Annotated in this window: 29 protein-coding genes and 1 tRNA gene; 17 read left to right on the plus strand and 13 right to left on the minus strand. The window is 68.0% G+C overall.

Going from position 1 to position 24,337, the window contains the following annotated elements:
- A partial coding sequence (locus tag ACOJTB_RS14680; RefSeq protein WP_420103268.1) for a TrmH family RNA methyltransferase occupies window positions 1–533 on the plus strand: 533 nt, incomplete at its 5' end.
- 12 nt (window positions 534–545) lie between these two features.
- On the opposite strand, the gene ACOJTB_RS14685 is transcribed toward ACOJTB_RS14680, so the two are convergent.
- A complete protein-coding gene (locus tag ACOJTB_RS14685) occupies window positions 546–1,034 on the minus strand; it encodes a hypothetical protein (protein ID WP_420103269.1) in 489 nt (162 codons plus the stop codon).
- Between the two features lie 288 nt (window positions 1,035–1,322).
- Here ACOJTB_RS14685 and ACOJTB_RS14690 point away from each other — a divergent pair, with 288 nt between their 5' ends.
- Window positions 1,323–2,981 carry an MFS transporter gene (locus ACOJTB_RS14690; protein WP_420103270.1) on the plus strand — a complete coding sequence of 553 codons (1,659 nt, stop codon included), beginning with the start codon at window positions 1,323–1,325 and terminating at the stop codon, window positions 2,979–2,981.
- A gap of 116 nt (window positions 2,982–3,097) precedes the next feature.
- Here ACOJTB_RS14690 and ACOJTB_RS14695 read toward each other — a convergent pair.
- A tRNA-Thr gene (locus ACOJTB_RS14695) sits at window positions 3,098–3,172 on the minus strand.
- A 160-nt stretch (window positions 3,173–3,332) separates the two neighbouring features.
- On the opposite strand from ACOJTB_RS14695, the gene ACOJTB_RS14700 reads away from it, so the two are divergent.
- The 4 genes from ACOJTB_RS14700 (at window position 3,333) to ACOJTB_RS14715 (ending at window position 6,151) form a co-directional block, all read left to right on the plus strand.
- Window positions 3,333–3,620 carry a hypothetical protein gene (locus tag ACOJTB_RS14700; protein WP_420103271.1) on the plus strand — a complete coding sequence of 96 codons (288 nt, stop codon included), beginning with the start codon at window positions 3,333–3,335 and terminating at the stop codon, window positions 3,618–3,620.
- Between the two features lie 129 nt (window positions 3,621–3,749).
- Window positions 3,750–4,190 (plus strand): hypothetical protein, encoded by a 441-nt coding sequence (locus ACOJTB_RS14705; RefSeq protein ID WP_420103272.1) that lies wholly within the window; start codon window positions 3,750–3,752, stop codon window positions 4,188–4,190.
- 48 nt (window positions 4,191–4,238) lie between these two features.
- On the plus strand, window positions 4,239–5,246 hold the full coding sequence (locus ACOJTB_RS14710; protein ID WP_420103273.1) for an MBL fold metallo-hydrolase: 1,008 nt from the start codon (window positions 4,239–4,241) through the stop codon (window positions 5,244–5,246).
- A 131-nt stretch (window positions 5,247–5,377) separates the two neighbouring features.
- On the plus strand, window positions 5,378–6,151 hold the full coding sequence (locus tag ACOJTB_RS14715) for an NAD kinase (protein WP_420103274.1): 774 nt from the start codon (window positions 5,378–5,380) through the stop codon (window positions 6,149–6,151).
- Between the two features lie 9 nt (window positions 6,152–6,160).
- On the opposite strand, the gene ACOJTB_RS14720 is transcribed toward ACOJTB_RS14715, so the two are convergent.
- On the minus strand, window positions 6,161–7,375 hold the full coding sequence (locus ACOJTB_RS14720; RefSeq protein WP_420103275.1) for a DUF2336 domain-containing protein: 1,215 nt from the start codon (window positions 7,373–7,375) through the stop codon (window positions 6,161–6,163).
- The gene (locus ACOJTB_RS14725; protein ID WP_420103276.1) at window positions 7,372–8,433 is read right to left on the minus strand and encodes a lytic transglycosylase domain-containing protein; all 1,062 of its coding nucleotides are present in this window, start codon (window positions 8,431–8,433) and stop codon (window positions 7,372–7,374) included. Before ACOJTB_RS14725 ends, ACOJTB_RS14720 begins: the two co-directional genes overlap by 4 nt.
- 179 nt (window positions 8,434–8,612) lie before the next feature.
- Here ACOJTB_RS14725 and ACOJTB_RS14730 point away from each other — a divergent pair, with 179 nt between their 5' ends.
- From ACOJTB_RS14730 to ACOJTB_RS14740, 3 genes are read left to right on the plus strand one after another with little or no spacing between them, the layout of a single operon-like run.
- On the plus strand, window positions 8,613–9,110 hold the full coding sequence (locus ACOJTB_RS14730; protein ID WP_420103277.1) for a MaoC family dehydratase: 498 nt from the start codon (window positions 8,613–8,615) through the stop codon (window positions 9,108–9,110).
- Window positions 9,111–9,115: 5 nt separating this feature from the next.
- Window positions 9,116–9,994, plus strand: coding sequence for an HpcH/HpaI aldolase/citrate lyase family protein (locus ACOJTB_RS14735; RefSeq protein WP_420103278.1), 879 nt, complete (start codon window positions 9,116–9,118; stop codon window positions 9,992–9,994).
- 19 nt (window positions 9,995–10,013) lie between these two features.
- Window positions 10,014–10,223 carry a heavy-metal-associated domain-containing protein gene (locus ACOJTB_RS14740; RefSeq protein ID WP_420103279.1) on the plus strand — a complete coding sequence of 70 codons (210 nt, stop codon included), beginning with the start codon at window positions 10,014–10,016 and terminating at the stop codon, window positions 10,221–10,223.
- On the opposite strand, the gene ACOJTB_RS14745 is transcribed toward ACOJTB_RS14740, so the two are convergent.
- Together ACOJTB_RS14745 and ACOJTB_RS14750 are read right to left on the minus strand one after the other, a co-directional pair.
- On the minus strand, window positions 10,196–10,840 hold the full coding sequence (locus ACOJTB_RS14745) for a flavin reductase family protein (protein ID WP_420103280.1): 645 nt from the start codon (window positions 10,838–10,840) through the stop codon (window positions 10,196–10,198). The genes ACOJTB_RS14740 and ACOJTB_RS14745 overlap by 28 nt on opposite strands.
- A gap of 1 nt (window position 10,841) precedes the next feature.
- Complete coding sequence (locus ACOJTB_RS14750; RefSeq protein WP_420103281.1) at window positions 10,842–11,411, minus strand: nitroreductase family protein; 570 nt, start codon at window positions 11,409–11,411, stop codon at window positions 10,842–10,844.
- Between the two features lie 112 nt (window positions 11,412–11,523).
- Between ACOJTB_RS14750 and ACOJTB_RS14755 the strand changes: the two genes are divergently transcribed.
- Window positions 11,524–12,441 (plus strand): hypothetical protein, encoded by a 918-nt coding sequence (locus ACOJTB_RS14755; RefSeq protein ID WP_420103295.1) that lies wholly within the window; start codon window positions 11,524–11,526, stop codon window positions 12,439–12,441.
- Window positions 12,442–12,444: 3 nt separating this feature from the next.
- On the opposite strand, the gene ACOJTB_RS14760 is transcribed toward ACOJTB_RS14755, so the two are convergent.
- From ACOJTB_RS14760 to thrS, 3 genes are all read right to left on the minus strand, one after another.
- The gene (locus ACOJTB_RS14760) at window positions 12,445–13,293 is read right to left on the minus strand and encodes an SGNH/GDSL hydrolase family protein (RefSeq protein ID WP_420103282.1); all 849 of its coding nucleotides are present in this window, start codon (window positions 13,291–13,293) and stop codon (window positions 12,445–12,447) included.
- On the minus strand, window positions 13,200–14,420 hold the full coding sequence (locus ACOJTB_RS14765) for an OpgC family protein (RefSeq protein ID WP_420103283.1): 1,221 nt from the start codon (window positions 14,418–14,420) through the stop codon (window positions 13,200–13,202). The genes ACOJTB_RS14760 and ACOJTB_RS14765 overlap by 94 nt, the downstream gene beginning before the upstream one ends.
- Window positions 14,421–14,798: 378 nt before the next feature.
- Window positions 14,799–16,802, minus strand: a complete 2,004-nt coding sequence (gene thrS, locus ACOJTB_RS14770; protein ID WP_420103284.1) for a threonine--tRNA ligase — start codon at window positions 16,800–16,802, stop codon at window positions 14,799–14,801.
- Window positions 16,803–16,886: 84 nt separating this feature from the next.
- Between thrS and ACOJTB_RS14775 the strand changes: the two genes are divergently transcribed.
- On the plus strand, window positions 16,887–17,267 hold the full coding sequence (locus ACOJTB_RS14775) for a cysteine rich repeat-containing protein (RefSeq protein WP_420103285.1): 381 nt from the start codon (window positions 16,887–16,889) through the stop codon (window positions 17,265–17,267).
- Here ACOJTB_RS14775 and yidD read toward each other — a convergent pair.
- Window positions 17,233–17,589 carry a membrane protein insertion efficiency factor YidD gene (yidD, locus tag ACOJTB_RS14780; RefSeq protein WP_420103296.1) on the minus strand — a complete coding sequence of 119 codons (357 nt, stop codon included), beginning with the start codon at window positions 17,587–17,589 and terminating at the stop codon, window positions 17,233–17,235. The two genes, ACOJTB_RS14775 and yidD, sit on opposite strands and share 35 nt — an antisense overlap.
- Window positions 17,590–17,696: 107 nt before the next feature.
- Here yidD and ACOJTB_RS14785 point away from each other — a divergent pair, with 107 nt between their 5' ends.
- On the plus strand, window positions 17,697–18,428 hold the full coding sequence (locus ACOJTB_RS14785; RefSeq protein ID WP_420103286.1) for a phosphatase PAP2 family protein: 732 nt from the start codon (window positions 17,697–17,699) through the stop codon (window positions 18,426–18,428).
- Here the strand turns inward: ACOJTB_RS14785 and ACOJTB_RS14790 are convergent, their stop codons facing one another.
- Complete coding sequence (locus ACOJTB_RS14790) at window positions 18,429–18,875, minus strand: iron-sulfur cluster assembly scaffold protein (protein WP_420103287.1); 447 nt, start codon at window positions 18,873–18,875, stop codon at window positions 18,429–18,431.
- A 164-nt stretch (window positions 18,876–19,039) separates the two neighbouring features.
- Between ACOJTB_RS14790 and folE the strand changes: the two genes are divergently transcribed.
- The 3 genes from folE to ACOJTB_RS14805 all read left to right on the plus strand — a co-directional run bounded on the left by folE (window position 19,040) and on the right by ACOJTB_RS14805 (window position 21,281).
- The gene (gene folE, locus ACOJTB_RS14795) at window positions 19,040–19,678 is read left to right on the plus strand and encodes a GTP cyclohydrolase I FolE (RefSeq protein WP_420103288.1); all 639 of its coding nucleotides are present in this window, start codon (window positions 19,040–19,042) and stop codon (window positions 19,676–19,678) included.
- Window positions 19,675–20,079: a phosphoribosyl-AMP cyclohydrolase gene (hisI, locus tag ACOJTB_RS14800; protein WP_420103289.1), complete on the plus strand. Its 405-nt coding sequence runs from the start codon at window positions 19,675–19,677 to the stop codon at window positions 20,077–20,079. Before folE ends, hisI begins: the two co-directional genes overlap by 4 nt.
- A gap of 137 nt (window positions 20,080–20,216) precedes the next feature.
- Window positions 20,217–21,281, plus strand: coding sequence for a patatin-like phospholipase family protein (locus ACOJTB_RS14805; RefSeq protein WP_420103290.1), 1,065 nt, complete (start codon window positions 20,217–20,219; stop codon window positions 21,279–21,281).
- 37 nt (window positions 21,282–21,318) lie between these two features.
- On the opposite strand, the gene ACOJTB_RS14810 is transcribed toward ACOJTB_RS14805, so the two are convergent.
- Together ACOJTB_RS14810 and ACOJTB_RS14815 are read right to left on the minus strand one after the other, a co-directional pair.
- On the minus strand, window positions 21,319–21,750 hold the full coding sequence (locus ACOJTB_RS14810; protein ID WP_420103291.1) for a CBS domain-containing protein: 432 nt from the start codon (window positions 21,748–21,750) through the stop codon (window positions 21,319–21,321).
- Window positions 21,751–21,966: 216 nt separating this feature from the next.
- Window positions 21,967–22,773: a rhomboid family intramembrane serine protease gene (locus tag ACOJTB_RS14815; RefSeq protein ID WP_420103292.1), complete on the minus strand. Its 807-nt coding sequence runs from the start codon at window positions 22,771–22,773 to the stop codon at window positions 21,967–21,969.
- Between the two features lie 284 nt (window positions 22,774–23,057).
- Here ACOJTB_RS14815 and ACOJTB_RS14820 point away from each other — a divergent pair, with 284 nt between their 5' ends.
- Window positions 23,058–23,633, plus strand: a complete 576-nt coding sequence (locus ACOJTB_RS14820; RefSeq protein WP_420103293.1) for a PAS domain-containing protein — start codon at window positions 23,058–23,060, stop codon at window positions 23,631–23,633.
- 83 nt (window positions 23,634–23,716) lie between these two features.
- A complete protein-coding gene (locus tag ACOJTB_RS14825; protein WP_420103294.1) occupies window positions 23,717–24,331 on the plus strand; it encodes a PilZ domain-containing protein in 615 nt (204 codons plus the stop codon).
- Window positions 24,332–24,337: the final 6 nt, after the last annotated feature.

Here is a 24,337-nt window from a genome sequence, read left to right on the forward strand (position 1 = left end):
TTCTGACGCCGGATTCCGTGCATCAGGGGCTTTATCTGGTCTGCGATCCCCTGCCCTCGCCCGATCTGGACAGCCTGCCCGACGATGCGGTGGTGCTGGCGCTCGACCAGATCACCGATCCGCACAATGTCGGAGCGATCCTGCGCTCGGCGGCCGCTTTCGCTGTCGCCGCCGTGATCGTCACCATCCGGCACTCGCCGGCGGCGACCGGAGTCCTCGCCAAATCGGCCTCGGGCGCGCTCGAGCATGTGCCGCTGATCGCCGTACGCAATCTCGGCGACGCCCTGGAGACGCTCGGCAAGCGGGGCTTCCTGCGTCTCGGCTTCGATTCGGAAGGCGATGTGGCGTTGGACGACGTCGCGCTGAAGCGGCCGCTGGTCATGGTCATGGGCGCGGAGGGCAAGGGCCTGCGGCAGCGTTCGCGCGAGCTGTGCGACCATGTCGCCCGGCTGGAAGTGCCGGGCGCGATCACCAGCCTCAACGTCTCGAACGCGACCGCGATCGCGCTCTACGTCGCCAGCCGCAAGGGCTGATGATCCTGTGGCTCAGCGGCCGGGGACCGTCAGCATCAGCGCACCGGTCTCGGCATGGGCGAAGCGGCTGAGCTGCGGAGCGCCCTCGTCCCCGCCGGCGATGCGGATGACGCGAACGGCCGGGTTCGAACGAGGCCCTTCCAGCCGATACATCGTTGGCTCGGGCGTCGGCGCGTTCCGGATACCGGCGCGGGCCTGCAGGTTCTCGAACGACCGGCGGTCGACCGCCGGGCGCCGGACCGGCGGCGGCGCCACGATCGTGACGCTCTGGCCGCTTCCGTCGGGCCACAGCCAGGTCGCGGGATAGCCGCCCCAGACCCAGCGCGTCGCCCCGCGTCGATGCGGATGCCCATGAGCGAGGCGCGCTCCATGCGGCGCAGGCCTGACGGACGCCGCCGGCGGCTGCCAACCGACCGGACCCCGTCCGGCTGCCTGCGCATCATGGCATCCCAGCGCGGCCAGCAGCGCGCCGCAGGACAGGCCGATCCATCTCGACGTCATGACGTGTCTTTCCCTGATCGAGCGCCGCCTTCGGAATATAGCCCCGCCGGACCGCAAAACCAGCCCTAATTCCCTGATCTTGCTGGATTCCCGGCGGCTCGGCTGCCTTTCGCCGATAGTCTTATAGACCAACGATGCAAGACCAAGTGCCCGATTGCACACGCTCCCGCCCCTGCGCAAACCTGACTGACGAGGTCGCCTGCGCTGCAGGCCGGCCACGCGCCATCGCACCGACAGAATGCGAAGCGCGCCGGGTTTCGGAAATGTCATGAGGGGAGACGGACAGTCATGAGCATGGCAACGCACACATCGGGAGCGCATGCCGCGCCGCGCCCGATGACGAGGGAAGAGCGGAAGGTCATCATCGCCTCGTCGGCCGGCACGGTCTTCGAGTGGTATGATTTCTATCTGGCCGGCTCGCTCGCCGCCAACATCGCCCAGACCTTCGTGCCGGGCGACAACGACACGGCAAAGTTCATCTTCGTGCTGTTCGGCTTCGCCGCCGGCTTTGCGGTGCGCCCCTTCGGCGCGCTGTTCTTCGGCCGCCTCGGCGACATGATCGGCCGCAAATACACCTTCCTCGTCACCATGGTGGTGATGGGCCTCGCCACATTCGTCGTCGGCCTGCTGCCCGGCTTCCAGACCATCGGCTATGCGGCGCCGGTGATCTTCATCTGCTGCCGCCTGCTGCAGGGCCTCGCGCTCGGCGGCGAGTATGGCGGTGCCGCGACTTATGTCGCCGAGCATGCGCCGATGGGCCGGCGCGGCTTCTACACCTCCTGGATCCAGACGACCGCGACGGTCGGCCTGTTCCTGTCGCTGATCGTCATCCTGACTCTGCGCCTGAGCATGTCGCCGGAAGCCTTCGCCGCCTGGGGCTGGCGCGTGCCCTTCCTGCTCTCGATCATCTTGCTCGGCTTCTCGATCTGGATCCGTCTGCAATTGGCGGAATCTCCCGCCTTCGTGCGGATGAAGGAGGAAGGCACCCACTCCAAGGCCCCGCTCACCGAAGCCTTCGGCAACTGGAAGAACGCCAAGATCGGCATCATCGCCCTGCTCGGCGGCACCGCCGGCCAGGCCGTGGTCTGGTACACCGGCCAGTTCTACGCGCTGTTCTTCCTCACCCAGACGCTGAAGATGGACGGCACCACCGCCAACCTGATCATCGCGATCTCGCTGCTGCTGGGCACGCCGTTCTTCATCTTCTTCGGCTGGCTGTCCGACAGGATCGGCCGCAAGCCGATCCTGCTGGCCGGCTGCCTCATCGCGGCGCTGACCTACTTCCCGCTGTTCACCATGCTCGCCACCACGGTGAACCCGAAGCTGATCGCGGCGACCCAGAACGTGAAGCTGACCCTGACCGCCGATCCGGCCGAATGCGGCACGCTGTTCGACCCTGTCGGCGTGCGCACCTTCACCAAGCCCTGCGACGTCGTGCGCCGTACGCTGGCCACCAACTCGATCCATTACGATCTGGTGCCCGGCCCGGCCGGCTCGCCGCTGAAGGCGACGATCAACGGCGCGGACGCCCCGGCCGGCTCGGCCGAACTCGTGGCTGCTGCCCAGGCTGCCGGCTATCCCAAGGCCGGTGACGCCTCGATCCTGAAGACGCCCAGCTTCGGCCAGACGCTGAGCGACGGGCGGGCGCTCAAGGCCATCGGCATCCTGTTCATCCTCGTGCTCTTCGTCACGATGGTCTACGGGCCGATCGCCGCCCTGCTGGTCGAGCTCTTCCCGACCCGCATCCGCTACTCGGGCATGTCCCTGCCCTATCACATCGGCAATGGCTGGTTCGGCGGCTTCCTGCCCCCCACCGCCTTCGCCATCGTGGCCGCCAGCGGCAACATCTTCTCCGGCCTCTGGTACCCGATCATCGTGGCGCTCGGCACCTTCGTGATCGGCCTGCTCTTCCTGCCGGAAACGAAGAACCGCGACATCCTCGACTGATCGCGCCGCCACGGCCCGCCATCGAACCCCGCCCGCGAGGGCGGGGTTTTTCGTTTCCGCGCCGCATGGGCTTCCCGCAGGAGCGAGGCGATCGGCCGAAACGGGAGAAGAGGAGATGGTGCCGGCTGAGGGGATCGAACCCCCGACCTTCGGTTTACAAAACCGCTGCACTACCGCTGTGCTAAGCCGGCTCTCAGGGACCGGACAGTGCCGGTCGGCTAGCGGTTACCAGCCGGCGCCGAGGAGGGCAAGCCGCCAGGCGCAGCCGAGCCATCGGCCGGCAGATCGCCCCTGACGGGAACGTTGCATCCGCCTCCGGGTTTCGGCAGCATCCACCGCGGAGAGGCTGCCATGACCCGTCTGATCCTGTTGCTCGCACTTCTGTTGCCGGCCGGCGAGGCCATGGCCCAGGTCAGGGCCTCGACCGTGAACCGGCCCTGTGCCGCCAGCCGGCAGGATGTGGCGCGCAGCGGCGCCGTCGTGCTCGGCACGGGCGGCTATACCTATGATCGCTTCGTCGCCAGCCGCGCCTTCTGCGAGCGCGACGAGTTCGTCGAGCCCGCCTGGGTGCCTGCACGCGACACCCCGTCCTGCCTCGTCGGCTATCGCTGCCGCGCTTCCAGCCCGCTCTGGGATTGAGCCGGGCGTAGCCTTCGCGCGAGCCACAAGAGGTCCCGCGATCAGGCTGGCCCTGCGGGCACGATCCGCGATAGAGCGAAAGGCGCGGCGCCCCATCGGCCGCGCCGCCCCACAGACATCACCGAGCCCATGACCGAGCACAACCATCTTCTGGCGCTGGCCCAGCGCTGCGAGACATCGCCGAAGCCCGACCGCACGCTGGATGTCGAAATCTACGAGGCGCTCGGCTTCACGGTGCGCCGCAAGCCGACGCAACTCGCCTCACGGCGCACGCCGCCGGGCGGCATCTATCAGCAGGGCGGTTTCTGGAAGACGATCGGCGCGGTCAGCGCCGATATCGACGTGGCGGTCTCCCTGCTGCGCGAAAAGGCCCCGGGCTGGAACTGGAGCCTGCAATGCCTCGCCGGCGAGGAGAGCCTCGCCTTCCAGGCGCTGGTCGCCGATTGCTCGGGCCAGGGCGTCGCCGGATCGCTGGCGCTCTGCGCGGCGATGCTGCGCGCTTTCGCCAGATCCCCGGCGGTCGAGGCGAGCTCACGCAAACTTGACCCGAGCGACGCAGGCGGCGGTTGATCGGGGCCGGCGTCCGGCTAGGCTCCCGCCACAATCAGGGAGAACGCCATGACGAAGACGTCAGAATTCAGCCGGCGCAGCGCGATCGCCGGAGCCGGCGCGCTGGCCGCGGGCCTCGGCCTGAACCTCGGGGCCGCGACGCCGTTGAGGGCACAGACCTCTCCCGCCCCAACCCAAGGAGCGACCGTGAACCAGGCACCCGGCTTCTACCGCTACAAGATCGGCGACATCACCCTGACCGCCATCAATGACGGCTTCGGCAAGCGCCCGCTCGAAGGCTTCGTGAAGAACGCCGAGCTGGCGGATGTGAAGAAGGCCATGGCCCGCGCCTTCCTGCCCGAGGACGCGCTGAACATCACCTTCACCACGCTCGCCATCCAGCATGGCGGCAAGCTGACGCTGATCGACACCGGCAACGGCGATTCCGGCGCCCCGACCTCCGGCACCTGGATGACGAACTTCAAGGCGGCCGGCTTCGACCCCAAGGACGTATCGAGCGTCGTCTTCAGCCATTTCCACGGCGACCACATCAACGGCTTTCGGCTGAAGGACGGCACCACCGTCTTCCCGAATGCCGAGGTGATGGTGCCGGCGGCGGAGTGGGCCTTCTGGATGGACGACGCCAGGATGAACGCCGCGCCCGAAGCGATGAAGGGCGCCTTCGCCGGCGTGCGCCGGGTTTTCGCGCCCATCGCCAAGGATGTGAAGCAGTTCGAGCCCGGCAAGGAGCTGCTGCCCGGCATCACGCCGATCGCCGCTCCCGGCCATACGCCTGGCCACACGGTGTTCGCGGTCGCCTCCGGCAATGGCCGGATGATGATCATGTCCGACACGACCAACCATCCGGCGCTGTTCGTGCGCAATCCGGACTGGTCAGCGGTGTTCGACATGGACGGCCCCCAGGCCGCCGCGACGCGCCGCAAGCTGCTCGACATGGTCTCGGCCGACAAGATGCAGGTGGCCTTCTACCACGCCCCCTTCCCGGCCACCGGCCACATCGCCAAGGACGGCAACGGCTTCGAGCTCGTGCCGGTGCAATGGACCCCGGCGATCTGAGCCTCGCGGCCCTTCGCTGAGGAAGGCCGGGCCTGTCCCGGCCTTTTTCATGCTCGCCCGCTCGCCGCTGACGCCTTCGCCATGGTAAGCGAGGGGCGAGCCCAAAGGCTCGAGCCTTTGCGAGACCGATGATGACCGAGCGGTTCGGCGCGATTGCCTTCGTCGCCAGCGAGACACCGGAAGCGCAGGCGGCGCTCGACAAGCTGGTCGAGCGCTATGGCAATGCCGATCCGGCCGAGGCCGACGTCATCGTCGCGCTCGGCGGCGACGGGCTGATGCTGCAGACCCTGCATCGCTTCCTCGGCAGCCGCACGCCGATCTACGGCATGAATCGCGGTTCGGTCGGCTTCCTGATGAACGAGTTCAAGGAGCGCGGCCTGCGCAAGCGCCTGGCGGCGGCCCAGCAAAGCCTCGTCCACCCGCTCGCCATGCGCGCCATCGACCGCAGCGGCAGCGAGGTCGAAGCCAAGGCGATCAACGAGGTTTCGCTACTGCGCCGGTCCTACCAGGCCGCCAAGCTCAGGATTTCCGTGGACGGCCAGGTCCGCCTCGCCGAGCTGATCGCAGATGGCGTGCTGCTGGCGACGCCGGCCGGCTCGACCGCCTACAACCTCTCCGCCAATGGACCGATCCTGCCGCTCGACGCTCCGCTGCTGGCGCTGACCCCGATCTCCGCCTTCCGCCCCCGGCGCTGGCGCGGAGCGCTGCTGCCCGACCATGCAAAGGTCACGATCGAGGTGCTGGAAGCGGATAAGCGTCCAGTCAGTGCCGTCGCTGACCACATCCAGATCGACGAGGTCGCCAGCGTCACCATCGCGATCGACCGCAGCGTCGATCTCGTGATGCTGCACGACCCTGGCCACAGCCTCGACGAGCGCATCCTGCGCGAGCAGTTCGGGTACTGATGCGCGCCCTCAGGCGGCGACCCGCGTCTCGTCCTCGGCCAGTTCGAGCAGGAAGTTTGGATCGGCCTCGACCAGAAGGGCGAGCGCCGCGTCGTCCGCCAGCGAATCGGCCATGCGGCGGGCCTCGTCCCGCGCCGCCTCGGCATCCAGCCGGCGCAGCAGGGCCATCAGCGCATCCGCTTCCGGCCCCTCCATGCCATCGCAGGCCTGCATCACCGTGGCGAGCAGACCGCGATCGAGGCCCTGCCTCGTGGGGACGGCGTCGAAGCCGCGGCTGTTGAGCGCGAGGATCGCCGCCGTGAAGGCAGGCTCCAGCGCCTGGGGCAGGCCCGCCTTGCGGCACAAGGCGCGCAGCCCCGCTCCGCGCCGGTCGCGCAGGAGCGCGCCGACGCGCCCCGCCGGCAGTTCCGAGAGCGAAACGAAAGCGGCTTCCGCCAGAGCAGGCTCACCGCTCAGCAGCGAACGCAGGATCAGCCCCGCTGTCAGCCGCCCCGTCGCCCGCAGCACCTCGACGATCGCCGGCGCATCGCTGGCCTGCCCGCCAGCGGCCAGAGCCACCGCGACGCGCTCGGTCGATTCGCGCGCGAGCCTCGCGCTGCGCTCTGGCGTCAGCCAGCCGCAGCCTGAAACGAACTGCGCCAGCGCGTCGGAAACCCGTGCGGCAATCGCCTGGCGCAGACCGGGCGGCAGATCGGCCCGCTCCAGCAGCGCCTCGCGTAGCGCGCCATTGTCGCCATGGCGCTCCATCATCCGGGCGAAGGAGAAATCCGGGATTTCGGCCGTCCGGTTGCCGGCCAGCGTCAGCAAGGCCTCCTCGCAGCCGACTTCTGCGAGCGCGGCAGCGACGCTTCCCGGCAGGCAGCGGCGCAGGGCGACGGCACGCTGGGCCAGCACGTCGCCGATGGCCGCGGCATCGACCAGATCGGCCTCGCCGAGCACGGGAGAATGCGCCAGCACCAGCGCGGCGACGTCGCTCTGGTCGGCGATCAGCCCGAGCGCGAGCGCACGCGGCGTGCGCGGCGAGGCCGCCATTTCCTCGGCGATGGCCCGCCGCACGCAGGGCGCAGGATCGTCGATGAGGGCCAGGAGCGCCGTCTCGGCCTCCCGGCGATCCTCGTCCGACATGCCGGAGCGCAGATAGGCGCCAGCCAGCGCGGCAGCGCCCGAGGCACGCGCCTCGGCCGGCGCGGTGCGGGCCCAGAGGAGGAAGCGCCGAACGATCATGCTCCACCTCGACGGGTCATGAAGGAGGAGAGATCGAGCGGCCCGCTTCTGGCCTTCGTGCCGCTCCGCGCAGCCGCTTCCGGCAGCGAGAGATCAGCCGGCCGCGCGGGCGGCAAGGGTGCGCTCACGGCAGCGGCGGAGGAGTTTGTGGCGGATGATGTCATGGCATCGCCCGAAGCATCGGATTTCACGCGCGGGAAAAAACGCTCGCCGGCATCGAGCGAGGCGAGCTTCACGCCCGCGGCGCTCGGCGTCGTCCAGAGATTGGCCACCGCCTTCGACACCGGCTCGCGCGAACCGCCGGTCGAGAACAGCCCGATCAGCCCCTTGGCGCGCCCGGGCCTGAGCGCGGCGGCGATCTCGGTCACCGGGATATCCGCATCGGCGCCGGCAGCGGGAGCCGCTTGCGTGGCGCCGGCCGCGACCTGCGTGGTCGCGTGGCTGGCGGCGAGGACGCCATAGACCTCCTGCACGCTGCGAGCCCGCCCGGCCTTGTCGTAGAAGATGCCGCGATTGGCGGCGGCCGCCTCCGGAAAATCCCGCGCCGCGACGCGGCTGGGATCGCTGCTGGCGGCCTTGATCAGATCAGAGGCCCCGCGCGAGCCCAGCACATGCGCCATATAGAGCTCGCCCGCCTGCGGCTGGCGGCCGAGCGCGCTCGCGAGCTGGTCGCGATTCTTCTGCGTCAGCGCCCCGGCCATCACGGCGGAAACCTGCGGATCGTTCCGCAGCTGGAGGATCTTGTCGCGCATGGCGGGGTTGGAAACGGTCAGCCGCCCACCATTGTCGCTGATGGCGTCGGCGTAATTCTGCAAGCCCTGCTTGGGCCCCTCCTGCTTCACCATCGAAAACCAGGTCTGCTCGATGAACTGGAACAGCCCTGTCGCGCTGGAGGTCTTGGCCTTGGCGTCCGGCGTCAGCGCCGATTCACGCTGTGCGGTCTTGAGCAGATAGTCGAAGCCGGCCCCGGTCTTCTGCGCACCGTCGCGGATGGCGCTGACGACGGGGTTGGCCGTCTGCGTCGTCTCGCTTCTTTGCGGCGTGGTGAACAGGAACATGCGGGCTCTCGAACGCGACTCGCCGCGACGCTGCGGAAGTCCAAGCGAAATTGAGCGATTATGGTAAGCGAAGCGTTAAGGTGCCCCCCGCCGCCCCTGCGCTGTCCCGCCGCTTCCCTCAGCCCCCGCTCCGCTTTAGGAATCGGGAGTCGGGGTCGTTCCCCGTCAGGGAGAATACGATGGCCGAGACGATGCGCCACCAGCGGGGCGGGCTTTACTTCGAGGATTTCCAGGTCGGCGCCGTGATCGAGCACCGTCTGACGCGCACCGTCACGCAGATGGACAACATGCTCTTCTCGAACATGACGCTGAACCCGCAGCCGCTGCATATCGACGCTCATTTCTGCGCCACCGAGACCGAATGGGGCCGTCCCCTGATGAACTCCCTGTTCACGCTGGGGCTGATGATCGGCATTTCCGTCAACGACACCACGGTCGGCACCACGATCGGCAATCTCGGCATGACCGACGTCACCTTCCCCGCCCCTCTCTTCGAGGGCGATACGGTGAACTGCACGACGGAAATCGCCGCCAAGCGGGAATCGCGCTCGCGGCCCGATGCCGGCATCGTCGATTTCCTGCACAAGGCCTACAAGCAGGACGGCACGCTGGTCGCCCAGTGCCGCCGCCAGGCCTTCATGCGCAAGCGCCCTACGCCTGCCACGCTCGCGGTCTGAACGCGATGCGCTCGCTCCTGTTCGTGCCGGGCGACAGCCCGAAGAAGCAGCAAAAGGGTCTCGAAAGCGGCGCCGACGCGCTGATCCTCGATCTGGAGGATTCCGTCGCGCTGGGCGCCAAGCCGCAGGCCCGCGCGATCACGCGCGATTTCCTGGCCGCGGCACGCGCGCTGCCGCGGCACCCGTTGCTGATCGTGCGCATCAACGCGCTGACGACCGATCTCAGCGACGCCGATCTCGACGCGGTGATGCCCGGGGCACCGGACGCGATCATGCTGCCGAAATCGGAGGGCGGCGCCGATGTCGGCCATCTGGCCGCCAAGATCGCGGTGCGCGAGGCGGAGGCCGATCTGCCGGACGGCACCACCCGCATCCTCCCGATCGCCACGGAGACCGGCAAGGCGGTGTTCGGCCTCGGCACCTATGCCCGTTCCTCGCACCGGCTGATGGCGCTGACCTGGGGCGCCGAGGATCTGGCGGCCGATCTGGGAGCCGATACCAACCGCCTCGCCGATGGCGGCTACACCGACCCTTACCGGCTCGCACGCTCGCTCACCCTCTTCGGCGCCAGCGCGGCACAGGTCGACGCGATCGACACCGTCTTCACCAATTTCCGCGACGAGGCCGGCTTCCGGGCCGAATGCGAAGCGGCGCGCCGCGACGGCTTCACCGGCAAGATGGCGATCCATCCGGCGCAGGTGGGTCCGATCAACGAGGTCTTCACCCCCTCGGCGGCGGCCCTGGCCAGGGCCGAGAAGATCGTCGCGCTCTTCGCGGCCGATCCCGCCGCCGGCGTCCTCGGCCTCGATGGCCAGATGCTGGACCGCCCCCATCTGCGCCAGGCCGAGCGCCTGCTGGAGCGGGCTCGCAAACAGGGCGAATGAACGCCCGCAGGAGATTCCGATGATTCGCGTTTTCGAGATATCCGGCATGCATTGCGAGGGCTGCGCGACGCGGGTTCGCAAAGCCGCGCAGGATTTGGCTCCAGGCGCCACCGTCACGCTGGAGCCGCCGCGCCTGACCCTGCCGGAAACCGCGGCGGTCGATGCCGAAGCGATCAACCGCCGGCTCGCCGAACTCGGCGATTACCGGGTCGCGCCGCCGGCCGGCTGAACCTCGCCACCGCCGCCCTGGGGGCGCTGCAGCGAGAACAGACTGGTCACCTCGGCATAATCGGCATAGCCGCAGCGCGCGACCGGGTTGGCCCCGGCCGTGTCGAAGCGGCCATCCTTGATGAAGGCGTCGTCGATGAAGGTGCCGACGACCTGCCCGAGCACATACCAGCGCGGGATCGCGTTGCCGTCGAGATCATGCATCTGGTTCAGCGAGAGCAGCTTGCATTCGAGAGCGGCCGGCGTGCCGGCGACCCGCGGCGGCTTCACGAAGCGCGAGGGCGCCATCTCGAGCCCCGCATGCGCATATTCGCTCTGGCCGCGCGGCAGCGGCGCGGAGGTCGCATTCATCGCCTGAAGCAGCGCGCCTGAGACGAGCGAGCAGGTGAACTCGCCCGTTTCCTCGACGAAGCTGACCGCGTCCTTCTTTCCCTCCGAGGAGAAGATCACGATGTTCGGCTTCGCCGAGATCGCGTTGAAGAAGCTGTAGGGCGAGAGATTGACTTCGCCCTTGGCGCTGAGCGCCGTGATCCAGCCGATCGGGCGCGGCGCGACGATGGCCTTGAAAGGATCATGCGCCAGAGCGAGATCGTCCCGGGTGGCGGAATAATAGGTCATGTCAGGCTCCGTAGCGGGTGACGATCTCGGCCATCACCGGCCGGTCGCGATCGGTGATCGGCGCCGTCGGCGTGCCCAGATGGATGAAGCCGGCGATGCGCTCGTCCTCGGCGAGGCCGAAGGCGGCGAGCACCTCGCGGTCGAAGGCGAACCAGTTGGTCAGCCAGGAGCCGGCATAGCCCATCGCATAGGCGCCGATCAGCATCGTCATGCACACGGCGCCGGCCGAGAGCTCCTGCTCCCAGAGCGGAATTTTCACATGCTCGCGCGCCCGCGAAATGACCGCGACGACCACCGGCGCATGCAGCAGCCGCTTGCGCTCGAACTCCACCTGATCGTCGCTGGCCTGCGGGTTGCGCTCGCGGAAGACGCGCGCCACCACCTCCGCCGCCTGCTCGCGCGCCGCGCCCTCGAACACCACTAAGCGCCACGGCACCAACTTGCCATGATCCGGCACGCGCGCCGCGATCGCCAGCAACTCGTCGAGTTGGGCGCCCTCGGGACCGGGCGCGGCCAGGAATTGCGGCGGCACCGAGCGGCGCTGCTTGAGCAAAGCGAGGGTATCGGTCATTGAGTCATCCGGATCGCGAGGGTCGACGAGAACTAGGCACTTGCCTTGATAAGAACAAGCGAGCCTGCTCAGAGCTGGCCGCAAGGCCCCGAGGACGAAATGCATGTTTGAACTGGATCGGTTTGAAGCTGGCGCCCGTCTCGCGGCCGTGCTCGCTTTGGGCGCCATCCTTCTGGGGGTTCCGACGGCCCAGGCGCAGACACCCCCGCCGGCTCCTCCCGCCACCGCCCCCGCCGTCGAAACCGCGCCGGCCCCGGCGCCGCAGCCACCGGCAGAGGCCCTCACCCGGCTGACGATGACGGCGCAATTCGCCAGCGAACGCAAGCCGATCCGCTCCGGCCTCGTCTGGCGCGTGCTCAGCGAAACCGCCGATGGCTCGCCGCCGAAGATCGTCGCGCGCTCCACCGATCCCGAGGCGGTGCTGAACCTGCCGCCCGGCAACTACACCGTCCATGCGGCGTATGGGTTCGCCAGCGGCACCAGGCGCGTCAGCCTCGGCACCCAACCCTTGCGCGACCAGGTGCAGATCAGCGCGGGTGCTCTGACGCTCGGCGGCTCGATCGGCGATGCGCCGATTCCCGCAGGCCAGCTTTCGTTCCAGATCTTCGTGCCGCTGCAAGGCAATTCGGAGGGCCGGCTGGTCACTGGCGAGGCCAAGGCCGGCGATCTCGTGCGCTTGCCGGAGGGCACCTATCACATCGTCTCGACCTATGGCGATTCGAACGCCATCCAGCGTGCCGATGTCCGCATCGAGACCGGTAAGGTCACCGATGCCACCCTGCATCACCGCGCTGCCAAAGTGACGCTGAAGCTGGTCGCCGCGCCGGGCGGAGAGGCCTTCGCGGGAACGGCCTTCAGCGTGCTCACGCCGGGCGGCGACGTCATTCGCGAGGCGATCGGGGCCTTCCCGCAGGTGATCCTGGCGGAGGGCGATTATGTGCTGATCGCCCGGCAGGAGGGCCAGGTCTTCTCACGCGACTTCAAGGTCGAGTCGGGCGCCGACCGCGATATCGAGGTTTTGGCGAAATAGTGCCTATTCGGTCGCGGCAGGCGCCGGCCTGACGACGTCGATGCGGACATCGCCCAGAGCCGAGACGATGCCATCGGCGATGCGCAAGGCCAGGCAGCGATAGCCGCCATCGAGCAGATGGACACCGTCCATGCCGACCAGTTCCTCGTCGCTGAACTGCTTCGAGCGGGCCCAGCCGCGCATCATCGCATAGCGCGGGAACAGCGCCACGTTCTGGTCCTGCGCGATGCGGGCCAGCAGGCCGCGATAATCGTCGTAATGCGGATAGCGGCCCTCGCGCGGGAGCCAGGGCAGATCCATCAGGATCAGGTCCATGCCGGCAGTGCGGGCCTTGGTGATGCCCTTGCGCAGGATCTTGGCGAGCTTCTCCTCGCCGATATCGCGGATCGCATCGGTGATGACGGTCTGCCAGATCACGAGGGTCGGGCGCTCCTCGAGCACATCCCCGTCCATGCGCATCACCATGTCATAGGCCGATTGCCCGCCGACGCCCTTGTTGACGACCCGGATCTCGGCGCCGGGCAGGCGCCGACGCAATTCGGCCTGCAGCACCGCCGGGTAGCTCTTGTCTTCCGCGCTGGCGCCGGAGCCTGCGGTGGTCGAGGAGCCGAGCGCGACAACCGTCAGGCGCCCGGTCTCCTGCAGAGCGCGCCGGGCGGCGGGCAGGGACGGCGCGAAAGGCTGCTGCGCGATGCCGGCCCGGCAGCGTGCATCCGATCCGGCGAAGCTCGCCGCAGGCGCGGCGCCGGCCGACAGGCTCAGCCCGGCAGCAGCGAGGAGGATGGCGCCGCCGAAGACGGCGCGGAGACGTTGCGCGCGCCGGCCGTGCGACTGGTGATCGTGCGATACCACGACAGGAAAACCCCTAGGCCCAGCGAGATTGTAACGCCGCTGACGCAAACCGCCAACTGGACGGTCGGATCGAAGGACGTCTCGGCCAGCACGACCTGCCCAGCGATCGACAGGACGATGCCGACGCAGAAGACATGCAGCGAATTCTGCCCCGTCTTCGCCAGCGCCCGCCCGATGAAGGAGCGGGCGAGCGTGTCGCCCGCCGGCAGCCACCGCACGGCAAGCCAGGTCAGGGCGGCCAGATGCAGCAGGCGGCTCCAGGCCAGATTGGTCTTGTCCGAGCCCAGCTGCACCGAGTCGAACCAGTCGTTCAGGACCGGCAGGCCGGTGAAGTTGCCGGGTCCGACCTTCACCGCCCAAGCGAAGAGAAGGAAACCGAGCGCCGCCGCATCCAGCCAGCGCAGGCGCGGTGCCGCAATGTGCAGCTGGTTGCAACGACCGATCACGACGCCGAGCACGAATATCACCTGCCAGGCGAAGGGATTGAAGAACCAGGTCGCATCCGAATTCGGCAGATTGAGCCCGAACGCGAGCGCGCCCTGCCAGATCGCCAACGAGACCGCCAGCGCCAGCAACGGGCTCAGCCGCACCGCGTAATAGATCGCCGGAAACAGCGCCAACAGCACGATATAGAGCGGCAGGATATCGAGATAGGAGGGCTGGTAAGTCAGGGTCAGCGCGCCCAGCAGGGCTTCGATCGTATCCCGGAAGAAGGGCTGGACGTTGATCAGCTCGATATAGAGCGGGTTCTGCGTCCGGGTCACCGCGGCGGCGATGACACCGCAGACGATGATGAACACCGCGATATGAGCGATGTAGAGCGTCCAGAGCCGCGCCCCGAGCTTCAGCGCCGCGATCGGCAGGCCCCGCGTCTCGATCAGGCCGCCATAGGCCAGCGTCGCCGAAACGCCCGCAAGCAGGACGAAGATGTCGGCTGCGTCGGAGAACCCGAAATTATGGGGCGTATAGGCCGCGGCGATATTCCCCGGCATGTGGTTGATGAAGATGATCAGCAGGCAAAGGCCGCGAATGACGTCGATCCGCGCATCGCGCGCCGGCTTGCCGGGCACGGCTCCCCCCGCCTGACCGGCGAGCAGAAAGCGCTGGAATGACGCGGCGGGCTGCACGACCCTTCAGCTCCTCGAAAGCGATTTGCGGCAAACAAACGCGAACGTCGAAACGCAGGTTCCGGGTCGCAAGGCAAAAGCTGAACGAACCCTGCCTGCGCTGTTCATCTCCCGTTCATATCGGAGGCGCTGGTTAACGTCACCTTTCCGGCGCGTCACAAGCGCGTGTGACGCTCGCGCGCGATTGCGGCTTTCCGAAGAAAGAGCGGCGCGGCGCTTGCGTGCGCACACAAAAGTGATCGACGCGAACGCTCAGGCGCTGCGCAGGCGGATGTTCCGGCGAAGCGGCGCAGCCCAGGCGACAGCGTATACCGCTGGCCGGGACTGCGGGGCGGTGTGCAATCGCCGCGACGGAGCGGGCCGGCCGCTGCCGGGGCCTCAGCCCCTGGCAGCCCTCGCCTTCGCCCTGCGCTCCAGATCCGGCGCCTGCGCTTCGCCGATAAGCGTGGCGAGAGCGTCCGACAGCGGCATCACCGTCTGCGCCTGGCTGCCGAGGCGGCGCACCGTCACGGTCTTCTCCTCGGCCTCGCGCTTGCCGACGGCGAGGATCACCGGGATCTTCGCCAGCGAATGCTCGCGCACCTTGTAGGAGATCTTCTCGTTGCGCAGATCCGCTCGGGCGCGGATTCCCTCGGACAGAAGCGCCATCGTGACCTCCTCCGCATAGGCGTCGGCATCGGAGACGATCGGGCAGACGATGACCTGCTCAGGCGCCAGCCAGAGCGGGAAATGCCCGGCATGGTGCTCGATCAGGATGCCGGTGAAGCGCTCCAGCGAGCCGCAGATGGCGCGGTGGACCATCACCGGCTGCTTCTTCTCGCCATCGGCGCCGATATAGAAGGCGCCGAACCGCTCCGGCAGGTTGAAGTCGACCTGCGTCGTACCGCATTGCCAGTCGCGGCCGATGGCGTCGCGCAGGACGTATTCGAATTTCGGCCCGTAGAAGGCGCCCTCGCCCGGATTGATCTCCGTCTTGATCCGGTTGCCGGACTGGGCCGCGATCTGCTCGAGAACCTTGCCCATCACCTCTTCGGCATGGTCCCAGAGCGCATCGGAGCCCACACGCTTCTCCGGACGGGTCGAGAGCTTGATCACGAGGTCCTGGTCGAAGCCGAAATCGGCATAAACCGAGAGGATCAGGTCGTTGATCTTCAGGCACTCGGCCGCGAGTTGCTCCTCCGTGCAGAAGATGTGCGCGTCGTCCTGTGTGAAGCCGCGCACGCGCATCAGCCCGTGCAGCGCGCCGGACGGCTCATAGCGATGCACATTGCCGAATTCCGCAAGCCGGATCGGGAGATCGCGGTAGCTCTTCAGGCCGTGCTTGAAGATCTGCACATGGCCGGGGCAGTTCATCGGCTTCAGCGCGAAAACCTTGTGGTCGCGCTCCTTGTCGTTCGGGTTCTCGAAGGCCGAGGCCGACTTCACCGCGAACATGTTGTCCTGGTACCAGCCCCAGTGTCCGGACGTCTCCCACAAGGACTTGTCGAGCACCTGCGGGGCGTTGACCTCCTCATAGTCGGCGGCAAGGCGCCGGCGCATATAGGCGATGATCTCCTGGAACAGCCGCCAGCCCTTGGAGTGCCAGAACACGACGCCCGGCCCCTCCTCCTGGAAGTGGAACAGGTCCATCTCCCGGCCGAGCTTGCGATGGTCGCGCTTTTCCGCCTCCTCGATCTGCTTGAGATAGGCGTCGAGCTCTTCCTGCTTGGCGAAGGCGGTGCCGTAGATGCGCGTCAGCATCGCGTTGTTGCTGTCGCCGCGCCAATAGGCACCGGCCGTCTTCATCAGCTTGAAGGCGTTGCCGACCTTGCCGACCGAGGTCATGTGCGGCCCACGGCAGAGATCGATCCAGTCGCCCTGCGCATACATCTTGAGCGTCTGGTCGGCCGGAATGGCATCGACCAGCTCGACCTTGTAGGCCTCGCCCTTCGCCGCGAAGAAGTCCTTGGCCTTGTCGCGGCTCCAGACCTCCTTGGTGAAGGGTTTGTCGCGCGCGATGATCTCCCGCATCTTCTTCTCGATCACGGGCAGATCGTCCGGCGTGAACGGCTCGTTGCGGGCGAAATCGTAGAAGAAGCCGTTATCGATGACCGGGCCGATCGTCACCTGCGTGCCCGGGAACAGCTCCTGCACCGCCTCGGCGAGCACATGGGCCGTGTCGTGTCGGATCAGCTCCAGCGCGCGCGGATCCTCGCGGTTCAGGAACTCGATCCTGGCGTCGCGCTCGATCGGGTCGGAGAGATCGACGACCGTGCCGTCGAGCGCCATCGCGACCGTGCGCTTCAGCAGGGAGGGGGAAATGCCCTTGGCGATGTCGGCCCCGGTGATGCCGGAGGGAAACTCGCGCTGGGCGCCGTCGGGAAAGGTCAGGGAGATCGTCATCGATCGCGCTCCTGCTCACTCGGGGATACGAACCCCGTAAGACAGACCGGATACCGCATGAAATCCTGTCGGGCCGGGTATCCGGTGAAGCGGCCTGAAGGAGGTCACGGCCTATACGAGGGTTTCGGCCGGCGCAATCCGCGCGAAGCTTTCGGCTTTGTCATCTGGCCGAAAACCCGCGGCAAGCTGGCCACGTTCAGGAGTCATGCTGCCCTTTTATGGACAGGAGCCGTCATGCCCCGCATTCTTCTCGCCGCCCTCATGCTGACCGCCGCCGTTCCGGCCTTTGCTCAGGACAGAGGCGCGGTCCGCGCCGCCTGCCAGGCCGACTTCGCCAAGAACTGTCCCGGCATCACGCCCGGCGGAGGCCGCCTCATGGCCTGCCTGAAGGAAAAGCCCGATCAGTTCTCGCAGGGCTGCAAGGATGCGCTCAGGACGGCTCAGGCCCAGCGCCAATCGAAGTGAGCCCCCCAGGCGCGGGGGCGATGGCCTCCTCCGGCTCGTTCGTCCCGCGCCAGCGGCCATAGCGCCACGGACGATACCATCGCGCGCCAGGCGGCAGAGCCTCGCAGACCAGATCGATGCCGCTCGTTCCCCAGGGGTTGCAGCGGCAGATCCGCGCCAGCCCGATCCAGCCGCCGCGCCACAGGCCATGGCGCTGGATCGCCGCGTCGGTATAGGCCGAGCAGCTCGGCCAATGCCGGCAATGGCGCCCGACCAGCATCGACAGGCTGAGCTGATAGCCGCGGATCAGGACATGCGCGATCACGCGCGGCGCGCGAGCGATCTTTCGCGCCTGCGAAAATCTTTGCTTAACAGAGACCTGATCGAATAGATCGTCCAGATCGTCTCGCCCGGTCGTCACCGCATCCGCATCCTTCGAAGAACCCCATCATGCTGCGCGCCTCGACCCTTCGCCATAGCCTCGCCGGTGCGGCGTTGCTGCTGACACTGAGCCTCGCCGGTGCAGCGCAGGCGCAGCAGCGCCCTTATCTGCTCTGGCTCGACGGCGCCCATCTCGACATCGCCAAGATCATCGGTCTGCCTCCGGCCCCCAATTCGCCGGAGGCCAAGGCGGAATTCGAGGAGGTGCTGAAGCTCAGCTCCGAACGCACGCCCGAGCGCGAGAAGCAGGCCATCGCCGACCAACGTCAGGCGCTGGTGAACTTCCTGAGCGGGATCGACACCAAATATGTCGACAACACCCATCGCGAAGCACGCCTCCTGTTCCGCGAGGCGCAGGTCGAGCTGTCCATCCTTCTCAAGAGCGTCCATCGCCTCACCAGCCGCCAGCGCCCGTTCAGCGTCTGGAACAAGGTTCGCGTCAAGCCCTGCCCCGGCGCCCGGCCGGACGGCACCTCATTCCCCTCGGCCCATGCCGCCACCGCCGCGCTCTATGCCGATCTGTTGAAGGCCGCCGCGCCTGAAATGGGCGACCAACTCGAGGAGAGGGTGAAGAGCTACGACGAAAGCCGCCTGATCTGCGGTTTCCACTATCGCAGCGACCTCGTCGCCGGCGACAAGGTCGGCCGCGCGGTCGCCAAGGCGCTGCTGGCGGACAAGGCGTTCCAGGTCCGCTTCAAGGAGACGGTGCCGGAAATCCGCACCGCGCTCGGCGTGAAGTGATCAGGCGGCGGCCTCTCGCCGCTTGGCCTCGATCTGCTCGATCGCCTCGACCACCGCATCGAAGGTGAGCATCGTCGAGGCATGGCGCGCCTTGTAGTCCCGCACCGGCACCAGCACCTCGAGATCGGCCCATTTGCCGGTCGGCGGCACACCGTTTTCCTTCAGGATGGCGCGAGCCTGCTCCCGAACCTCGCGCAGCTCCTGCGCGGTCGATCCCACCACATGGCGCGCCATGATCGAGGACGAGGCCTGCCCCAGCGCGCAGGCCTTCACCTCATGGCCGAAACCGCTGACGACATCGCCATCCATGGTGAGGTCGACGGTCACCGTGGAGCCGCAGAGCTTGGAATGCGCCCGGGCGGTCGCGTCGGGCTCAGGCAACCGCTCCAGCAGCGGGATGTTCGCCGCCAGCGCGAGAATCCGTTTGTTGTAGATGTCGTCCAGCATGTCGGTTCCTGTCGCGGGCTGGCAAGCCCGGCGTCGCTGCCCAATATAGGCTTGATCGCCGCGCGGCGGGAGGGCATGGACGCTTCCTTCCGCCGCATGGCGGCGTTGCCGCCGGTGAAGCCCGTGACGCCTGGGCCTCCCCGACCCCGAATGTGAGGCGAATGATGACCTCAGTGGTCAAGACCCTGCCGGTCGACCGGGCTTTTCCCGCCGACACGCTCCTCGGCAAGCGGCCGACGCGGGAGGAGGCCGAGGAGGCCGTGCGCACCCTGATCCGCTGGTCGGGCGACGACCCGGCGCGCGAGGGCCTGGGCGAGACTCCCGAGCGCGTGGTGAAGGCTTACGGCGAACTCTTCCGCGGCTACGGCGAGGACCCGCGCGACATTCTCGACCGGGTGTTCGAGGATGTCGAAGGCTATCGCGAGATGGTGCTGGTGCGCGACATCCCGTTCTATTCGCACTGCGAGCACCACATGGTTCCCTTCTTCGGCAAGGCGCATATCGGCTACTATCCGGCCGGCGGCGTCGTCGGCCTCTCCAAGCTCGCCCGGGTGGTCGAGGTCTTCGCACGCCGCCTCCAGACCCAGGAAACGATGACGGCGCAGATCGCCGACGCCATCGAGGAATGCCTGAAACCGCGCGGCGTGGCGGTGCTGATCGAGGCCGAGCATCTGTGCATGTCGATGCGCGGCGTGCAGAAACAGGGCGCGGCGACCATGACCAGCCAATATCGCGGCCTCTTCGCCACCGATCCGGCCGAGCAGGTCCGCTTCTTCACCATGGCGAAGGCGCCCGGCCTGTGAGCGCCTTCCCCGCCCCAGCCGACAAGCACGCGCTGGAAGAGAGCACCGTCCTCTCGCCGCGCTTCGACGCCAACGGCCTCGTCACCTGCGTCACGACCGAGGCGCAGACCGGCGAGGTGCTGATGGTCGCGCATATGAACGCCGAGGCGCTGCGGCGCTCCATCGAAACCGGCGAGGCCTGGTACTGGTCGCGCTCCCGCAGCGAGCTCTGGCACAAGGGCGCGACCTCGGGCCAGGTCCAGACCATCGTGGAGATGCGCGTCGATTGCGATCAGGACGCGCTCTGGCTGCGGGTGAACGTGGCGGGTGACGGCGGCTGCTGCCATACCGGGCGCCGATCCTGCTTCTACCGCGCCCAGCCCCTTCGCGAGCAGGCTTCGGAACCGCTGCGCTTCGCCTGACGTTCCGCGCATATCCACCGTGCCCGCGCCGGCCTTCACCGGAACGTCAAGGGCCGGCGATAATCGATGGCGGCCCGCGTTCACCATTCGCTCATCCGGCTCTGCCATCGTCGAGAGACGGCGGAGGGCTGGAACCGATGTTCTGGGACGGTGTCGCACGGCGGGCTTTTGGTCTGGGCGGAGGTGGACCCGCGATGAACGACGCCAGCGTGGCCGGCACCGCCGAGACCCGACCCGCTCAGAGCCGATCCGGCCGGCCGCGCATCGGCCTGGCCCTGGGCGGCGGCGCGGCACGCGGCTGGGCCCATATCGGCGCGCTCGAAGTGCTGATGGAAGCTGGTTTCGCGCCGCAAGTCATCGCAGGAACGTCGATCGGCGCCGTCGTCGGCGGCTGCTACGCCGCCGGCAAGCTCGACGAATTGAAGGCCTTCGCCACCGGGCTGACCAAGCGCCGGGTCGTCGGGCTGATGGATTTCCACATCGGCGGTTCCGGGCTCATCTCCGGAGGCAAGCTCAAGCGCCTGCTGGAACGGGACCTCGCGAATCTGCGGCTGGAGGATTTGCAGCAGCGCTTCGTCGCGATCTCGACCGAACTCGGCACCGGCCATGAAATCTGGTTGACGCATGGGCCTCTGATCGAGGCGCTGCGCGCCTCCTATGCCCTGCCGGGCATCTTCGACCCCGTGAAGCTCGGCGGCCGCTGGCTCATGGACGGCGCGCTGGTCAACCCGGTCCCGGTCACAGCCGCCCGCGCGCTCGGGGCCGACATCGTCATCTGCATCAACCTCAACAACGACCTCGCCGGGCGCGGCACCGTCATCCAGAGCCATGGCTCGGAGCCGGACCGCGAACTGGCCGAGGAGATCGTGCCGGAGCTGGAGGTGCGACCCAGCCCGAGTTGGTTCAACGGCATCACCGGCGCCGCCCGCCGCGTGCGGCGGATGGTCGGCCGTCCGAACGAATCGCGCCCCGGACTCGCCGGCGTGATGATCGATGCCTTCAACATCACGCAGGACCGGATCTCGCGCTCGCGTCTGGCCGGCGACCCGCCGGACGTGATGCTCGGCCCGCGGCTGGGCAAGGTCGGCCTCTTCGACTTCCACCGCGCCGAGGAGATCATCCAGCTCGGACGCCAAGCGGCCGAGCGCGCGCTGGAGGAGATCGAGACGGTCGTCAACGCCAATTATCTGCCGACAGGCTGAGAGCGACGGGCCGCGACCGAGCCGACTCGAGCCGGCCTCACGCCATCGCGATGTAGTCGCGCATCGCCTGGCTTTCGGCCTCGATCGCCGCCACGCGGAACTTCACCACGTCGCCGATCGACACGATGCCGGAGACACGGCCGTCCTCGACCACGGGCACGTGGCGGAACCGGCCCGTCGTCATGATTTCCATCAGTTCGTCGACACTGGTCTGGGGACGGCAGGTGACGACCTTCGCCGTCATGACGCTGGACACCGCATTGTTCAGGGCGGCGCTGCCATGGGCGCCGAGCGCGCGGATGATGTCCCGCTCGGACAGGATGCCGACGAGCGCGCCGTCGGCGCCCATCACCACCACGGCGCCGATCCGCCTGTCGCTGAGGGTCTTGATCGCTTCGGCCAGCGTGCGGTGCGGCTGCACGGCCACGACATCGCGGCCCTTGTCTTTGAGAAGCTGCTCGACATGCATCGACGAATCCTCCTGTCGGCTGCGCCGTTGACCGGCGCTTCATCTGCGGATGCTTCCGGCCGGCGACGAACTCACGATGCCGCACAGGCCCGCAAACGCTTCACGATGCGGCCGAGTGTGGGCCAAGAGGAGGACGCAGGCAAGCAATCAGACTTGCGGCGCGCTCTTGGCGCCGCTTCAGCCCGCGCGCCGGCTCGCCGCAGCGCTCAGGCCGCCTCAGGCCGGCGGGCGCCCGCGGTCGAAGAGCGGGAACAGCAGGAGCCCGGCCAGGAAGCCGCCGATATGCGCCTGCCAGGCAATGCTGGCGCCCTCCCCGAAGATCGGAACGAGCCCCGCGCCGAACAGGATATTGGTGACGAACCAGAAGACGACGAACAGCAGCGCGCGCGAATTGCGCCAGAGCCGGCCGAGCGGCTCGGCGGGGATCGAACGAACCACGGCGTCGTCGCCCAAGGCGCCGAAGCGCAGCCCTGGTGCGAAGACGAAGCGGATCGCCGCCGCCGTCAGCCCCGAAATACCGGCGGAGGCACCCACCAGGGGCTGAATGTCGAGATCGCGCGTCCACCAGTGCAGCAGTGCCCCCGCGATCGTCGAGAGCGCCATCAGGTTGACGAAGCGGCCCGGACCGAGACGGCGCGCGACGGGGCTGCCGAAGGCGGCGAGCCAGACCGCGTTGGAGACCACATGCATCCACGAACCGTGCAGGAAGCCATAGGTCAGCACCGTCCACAGCCGAACCCCGCCATCCGCCAGGAGCAGCCGCACCAGCTGCAGGCGGTCGGCGATGTCCTGCCCCGCAGCCGACTGCGCCAGCGCCCCGATGACCTCGTCGAGACGGCCAGGCTCCAGCCACAGCGTCAGGCGCGCCGGAACGAAGGCGAACCAGGAGATCACCAGGTCGTCATAACCGTCCGGGAGCAGGCCGCGGCCGGCATGGATGAGGACGAGCGCCGCCAGCAGCCAGACCACCACGGAGGGCAGATTGAGCGCCGGTTCGCGGGCCGGCGGGCGGGGGTCGTGCATCACCATCGGGCGGCACAGTTGCCGATGGCGCAGTGCGGCGCAAGGGCCCTCTAGCGCCCCTCGGGCGCGGCCATGCGCGGCATTTTAGCTTTCATCCACAGCGTCAACCCTTCGTTAACCTTGCCCTCCCCCGCGCCTCCCCCCACCACTGCAGGGGTGGCAAGACGGCATGGCGGATGCGTCCTCGATTCACCGAAGGACTGATTCGTCCCCCGATCGCACGCTTGTGACCCATCGCGGCACGCAGGCACCGGCGACGACGCGGACGCCGGCTGAATTGGGCGATGATGAAGAACACGAGCACACGTCTGGTCTTCGACTATTGGGACAAGCTGCGCGGCGAACGCTCGGCCCCCGAGCGCGGCGAGATCGAGCCGGGCGCCCTGCGTCATGCTCTGGCCGACACCTTCGTGCTGGAAAACGAGCCGATCGGCCCGGTTTTCCGCCTCGCAGGCACGCGGCTCTGCGCCCTGACGGGGCACGAGCTGCGCGGCCGTCTCTTCACCGCTCTTTGGCCGGACGTGGAATCGCAGGCCGATATGCGCCGGCTGGTCCAGACGGTGATGGACGAGAGCGTCGGCGCCGTCGCCGGCCTTTCCGGCGAGACCAGCACCGGGCTGCCGATCCATCTGGAGCTGCTGCTGCTGCCCTTGCGCTATCGCGGCCGCACCCATGCACGCCTACTCGGCGCCCTCTCGCCCACCATGACGCCCGAATGGCTCGGGCTCGACACCGTCCACAGCATGCGGATGATCTCGCTGCGGATGCTCTGGCCGGCCGCCGCCTCGCGCCCGCGCACGCCCGAACCGCAGCGCGCCGGCCCGCCGCGCCTGCTCGTTCTGCCGGGCGGCCGGGCCTGACGACCTGAACGAAACCGCCGCCGCAAAAACCTCCCGTTAACCGCGACTTCCTAGGATCACGGCGGTTTCCAGGCTGGTCAGGAATGTTGAGCGCACTCCAAATTCCCAGGACAGCGGCCGTCCCGGCCGAGCGCAGACGGCACCACCGGATGAAGGTGGTGCTGCTCGGCCGCTATATGCTGCCGAACCGGATGGAGTACCCCTGCCAGACCATCGACATCTCGCCCGGCGGCGTGCATCTGGCGGCTCCCGCCAAGGCTGCGCCCGGCGAGCGCGTCATCGTCTATCTCGAGCATCTGGGGCGCATCGAAGGGCTTTGCGTGCGCACGACGCTCGAAGGCTTCGCGATGACCATCACCGCGACGAGCCGCAAACGCGAAAAGTTCACCGCGCAGCTCACCTGGCTCGCCAACCACGAAGAGCTCGGCCTGCCGGAAGACCGGCGCCATGAGCGGATCGCACCGCGCAATCCCCGCTCCATCCTGTTCATGGAAGACGGCTCGGAACATGTGGTGCGCGTGATCGACATCTCGCTGTCGGGCGCAGCGATCACGACGGATGTCGATCTGCCCATCGGCGCGGCCGTGCGCATCGGCTCGACGCCGGCCCGAATCGTCCGCCCCTTCGATGGCGGCTTCGGCCTGGAATTCCGCTTCCCGCTCTCTGCGGATCTGCTCGACGAGAATCTCGAGCTGTAAAGCCCC

Source organism: Allobosea sp., from assembly GCF_048595345.1.
In the GTDB taxonomy this organism is placed as follows: Bacteria; Pseudomonadota; Alphaproteobacteria; order Rhizobiales; family Beijerinckiaceae; genus Allobosea.

What these genes read in the sequence shown, in the direction of transcription:
- ACOJTB_RS14685 (WP_420103269.1), bottom strand. Translation starts at nt 1,034, where the DNA reads ATGACGTCGAGATGGATCGGCCTGTCCTGCGGCGCGCTGCTGGCCGCG.
- ACOJTB_RS14690 (WP_420103270.1), top strand. Translation starts at nt 1,323, where the DNA reads ATGAGCATGGCAACGCACACATCGGGAGCGCATGCCGCGCCGCGCCCG.
- ACOJTB_RS14700 (WP_420103271.1), top strand. Translation starts at nt 3,333, where the DNA reads ATGACCCGTCTGATCCTGTTGCTCGCACTTCTGTTGCCGGCCGGCGAG.
- ACOJTB_RS14705 (WP_420103272.1), top strand. Translation starts at nt 3,750, where the DNA reads ATGACCGAGCACAACCATCTTCTGGCGCTGGCCCAGCGCTGCGAGACA.
- ACOJTB_RS14710 (WP_420103273.1), top strand. Translation starts at nt 4,239, where the DNA reads ATGACGAAGACGTCAGAATTCAGCCGGCGCAGCGCGATCGCCGGAGCC.
- ACOJTB_RS14715 (WP_420103274.1), top strand. Translation starts at nt 5,378, where the DNA reads ATGACCGAGCGGTTCGGCGCGATTGCCTTCGTCGCCAGCGAGACACCG.
- ACOJTB_RS14720 (WP_420103275.1), bottom strand. Translation starts at nt 7,375, where the DNA reads ATGATCGTTCGGCGCTTCCTCCTCTGGGCCCGCACCGCGCCGGCCGAG.
- ACOJTB_RS14725 (WP_420103276.1), bottom strand. Translation starts at nt 8,433, where the DNA reads ATGTTCCTGTTCACCACGCCGCAAAGAAGCGAGACGACGCAGACGGCC.
- ACOJTB_RS14730 (WP_420103277.1), top strand. Translation starts at nt 8,613, where the DNA reads ATGGCCGAGACGATGCGCCACCAGCGGGGCGGGCTTTACTTCGAGGAT.
- ACOJTB_RS14735 (WP_420103278.1), top strand. Translation starts at nt 9,116, where the DNA reads ATGCGCTCGCTCCTGTTCGTGCCGGGCGACAGCCCGAAGAAGCAGCAA.
- ACOJTB_RS14740 (WP_420103279.1), top strand. Translation starts at nt 10,014, where the DNA reads ATGATTCGCGTTTTCGAGATATCCGGCATGCATTGCGAGGGCTGCGCG.
- ACOJTB_RS14745 (WP_420103280.1), bottom strand. Translation starts at nt 10,840, where the DNA reads ATGACCTATTATTCCGCCACCCGGGACGATCTCGCTCTGGCGCATGAT.
- ACOJTB_RS14750 (WP_420103281.1), bottom strand. Translation starts at nt 11,411, where the DNA reads ATGACCGATACCCTCGCTTTGCTCAAGCAGCGCCGCTCGGTGCCGCCG.
- thrS (WP_420103284.1), bottom strand. Translation starts at nt 16,802, where the DNA reads ATGACGATCTCCCTGACCTTTCCCGACGGCGCCCAGCGCGAGTTTCCC.
- ACOJTB_RS14785 (WP_420103286.1), top strand. Translation starts at nt 17,697, where the DNA reads ATGCTGCGCGCCTCGACCCTTCGCCATAGCCTCGCCGGTGCGGCGTTG.
- ACOJTB_RS14790 (WP_420103287.1), bottom strand. Translation starts at nt 18,875, where the DNA reads ATGCTGGACGACATCTACAACAAACGGATTCTCGCGCTGGCGGCGAAC.
- folE (WP_420103288.1), top strand. Translation starts at nt 19,040, where the DNA reads ATGACCTCAGTGGTCAAGACCCTGCCGGTCGACCGGGCTTTTCCCGCC.
- ACOJTB_RS14805 (WP_420103290.1), top strand. Translation starts at nt 20,217, where the DNA reads ATGTTCTGGGACGGTGTCGCACGGCGGGCTTTTGGTCTGGGCGGAGGT.
- ACOJTB_RS14810 (WP_420103291.1), bottom strand. Translation starts at nt 21,750, where the DNA reads ATGCATGTCGAGCAGCTTCTCAAAGACAAGGGCCGCGATGTCGTGGCC.
- ACOJTB_RS14815 (WP_420103292.1), bottom strand. Translation starts at nt 22,773, where the DNA reads ATGCACGACCCCCGCCCGCCGGCCCGCGAACCGGCGCTCAATCTGCCC.
- ACOJTB_RS14820 (WP_420103293.1), top strand. Translation starts at nt 23,058, where the DNA reads ATGATGAAGAACACGAGCACACGTCTGGTCTTCGACTATTGGGACAAG.
- ACOJTB_RS14825 (WP_420103294.1), top strand. Translation starts at nt 23,717, where the DNA reads ATGTTGAGCGCACTCCAAATTCCCAGGACAGCGGCCGTCCCGGCCGAG.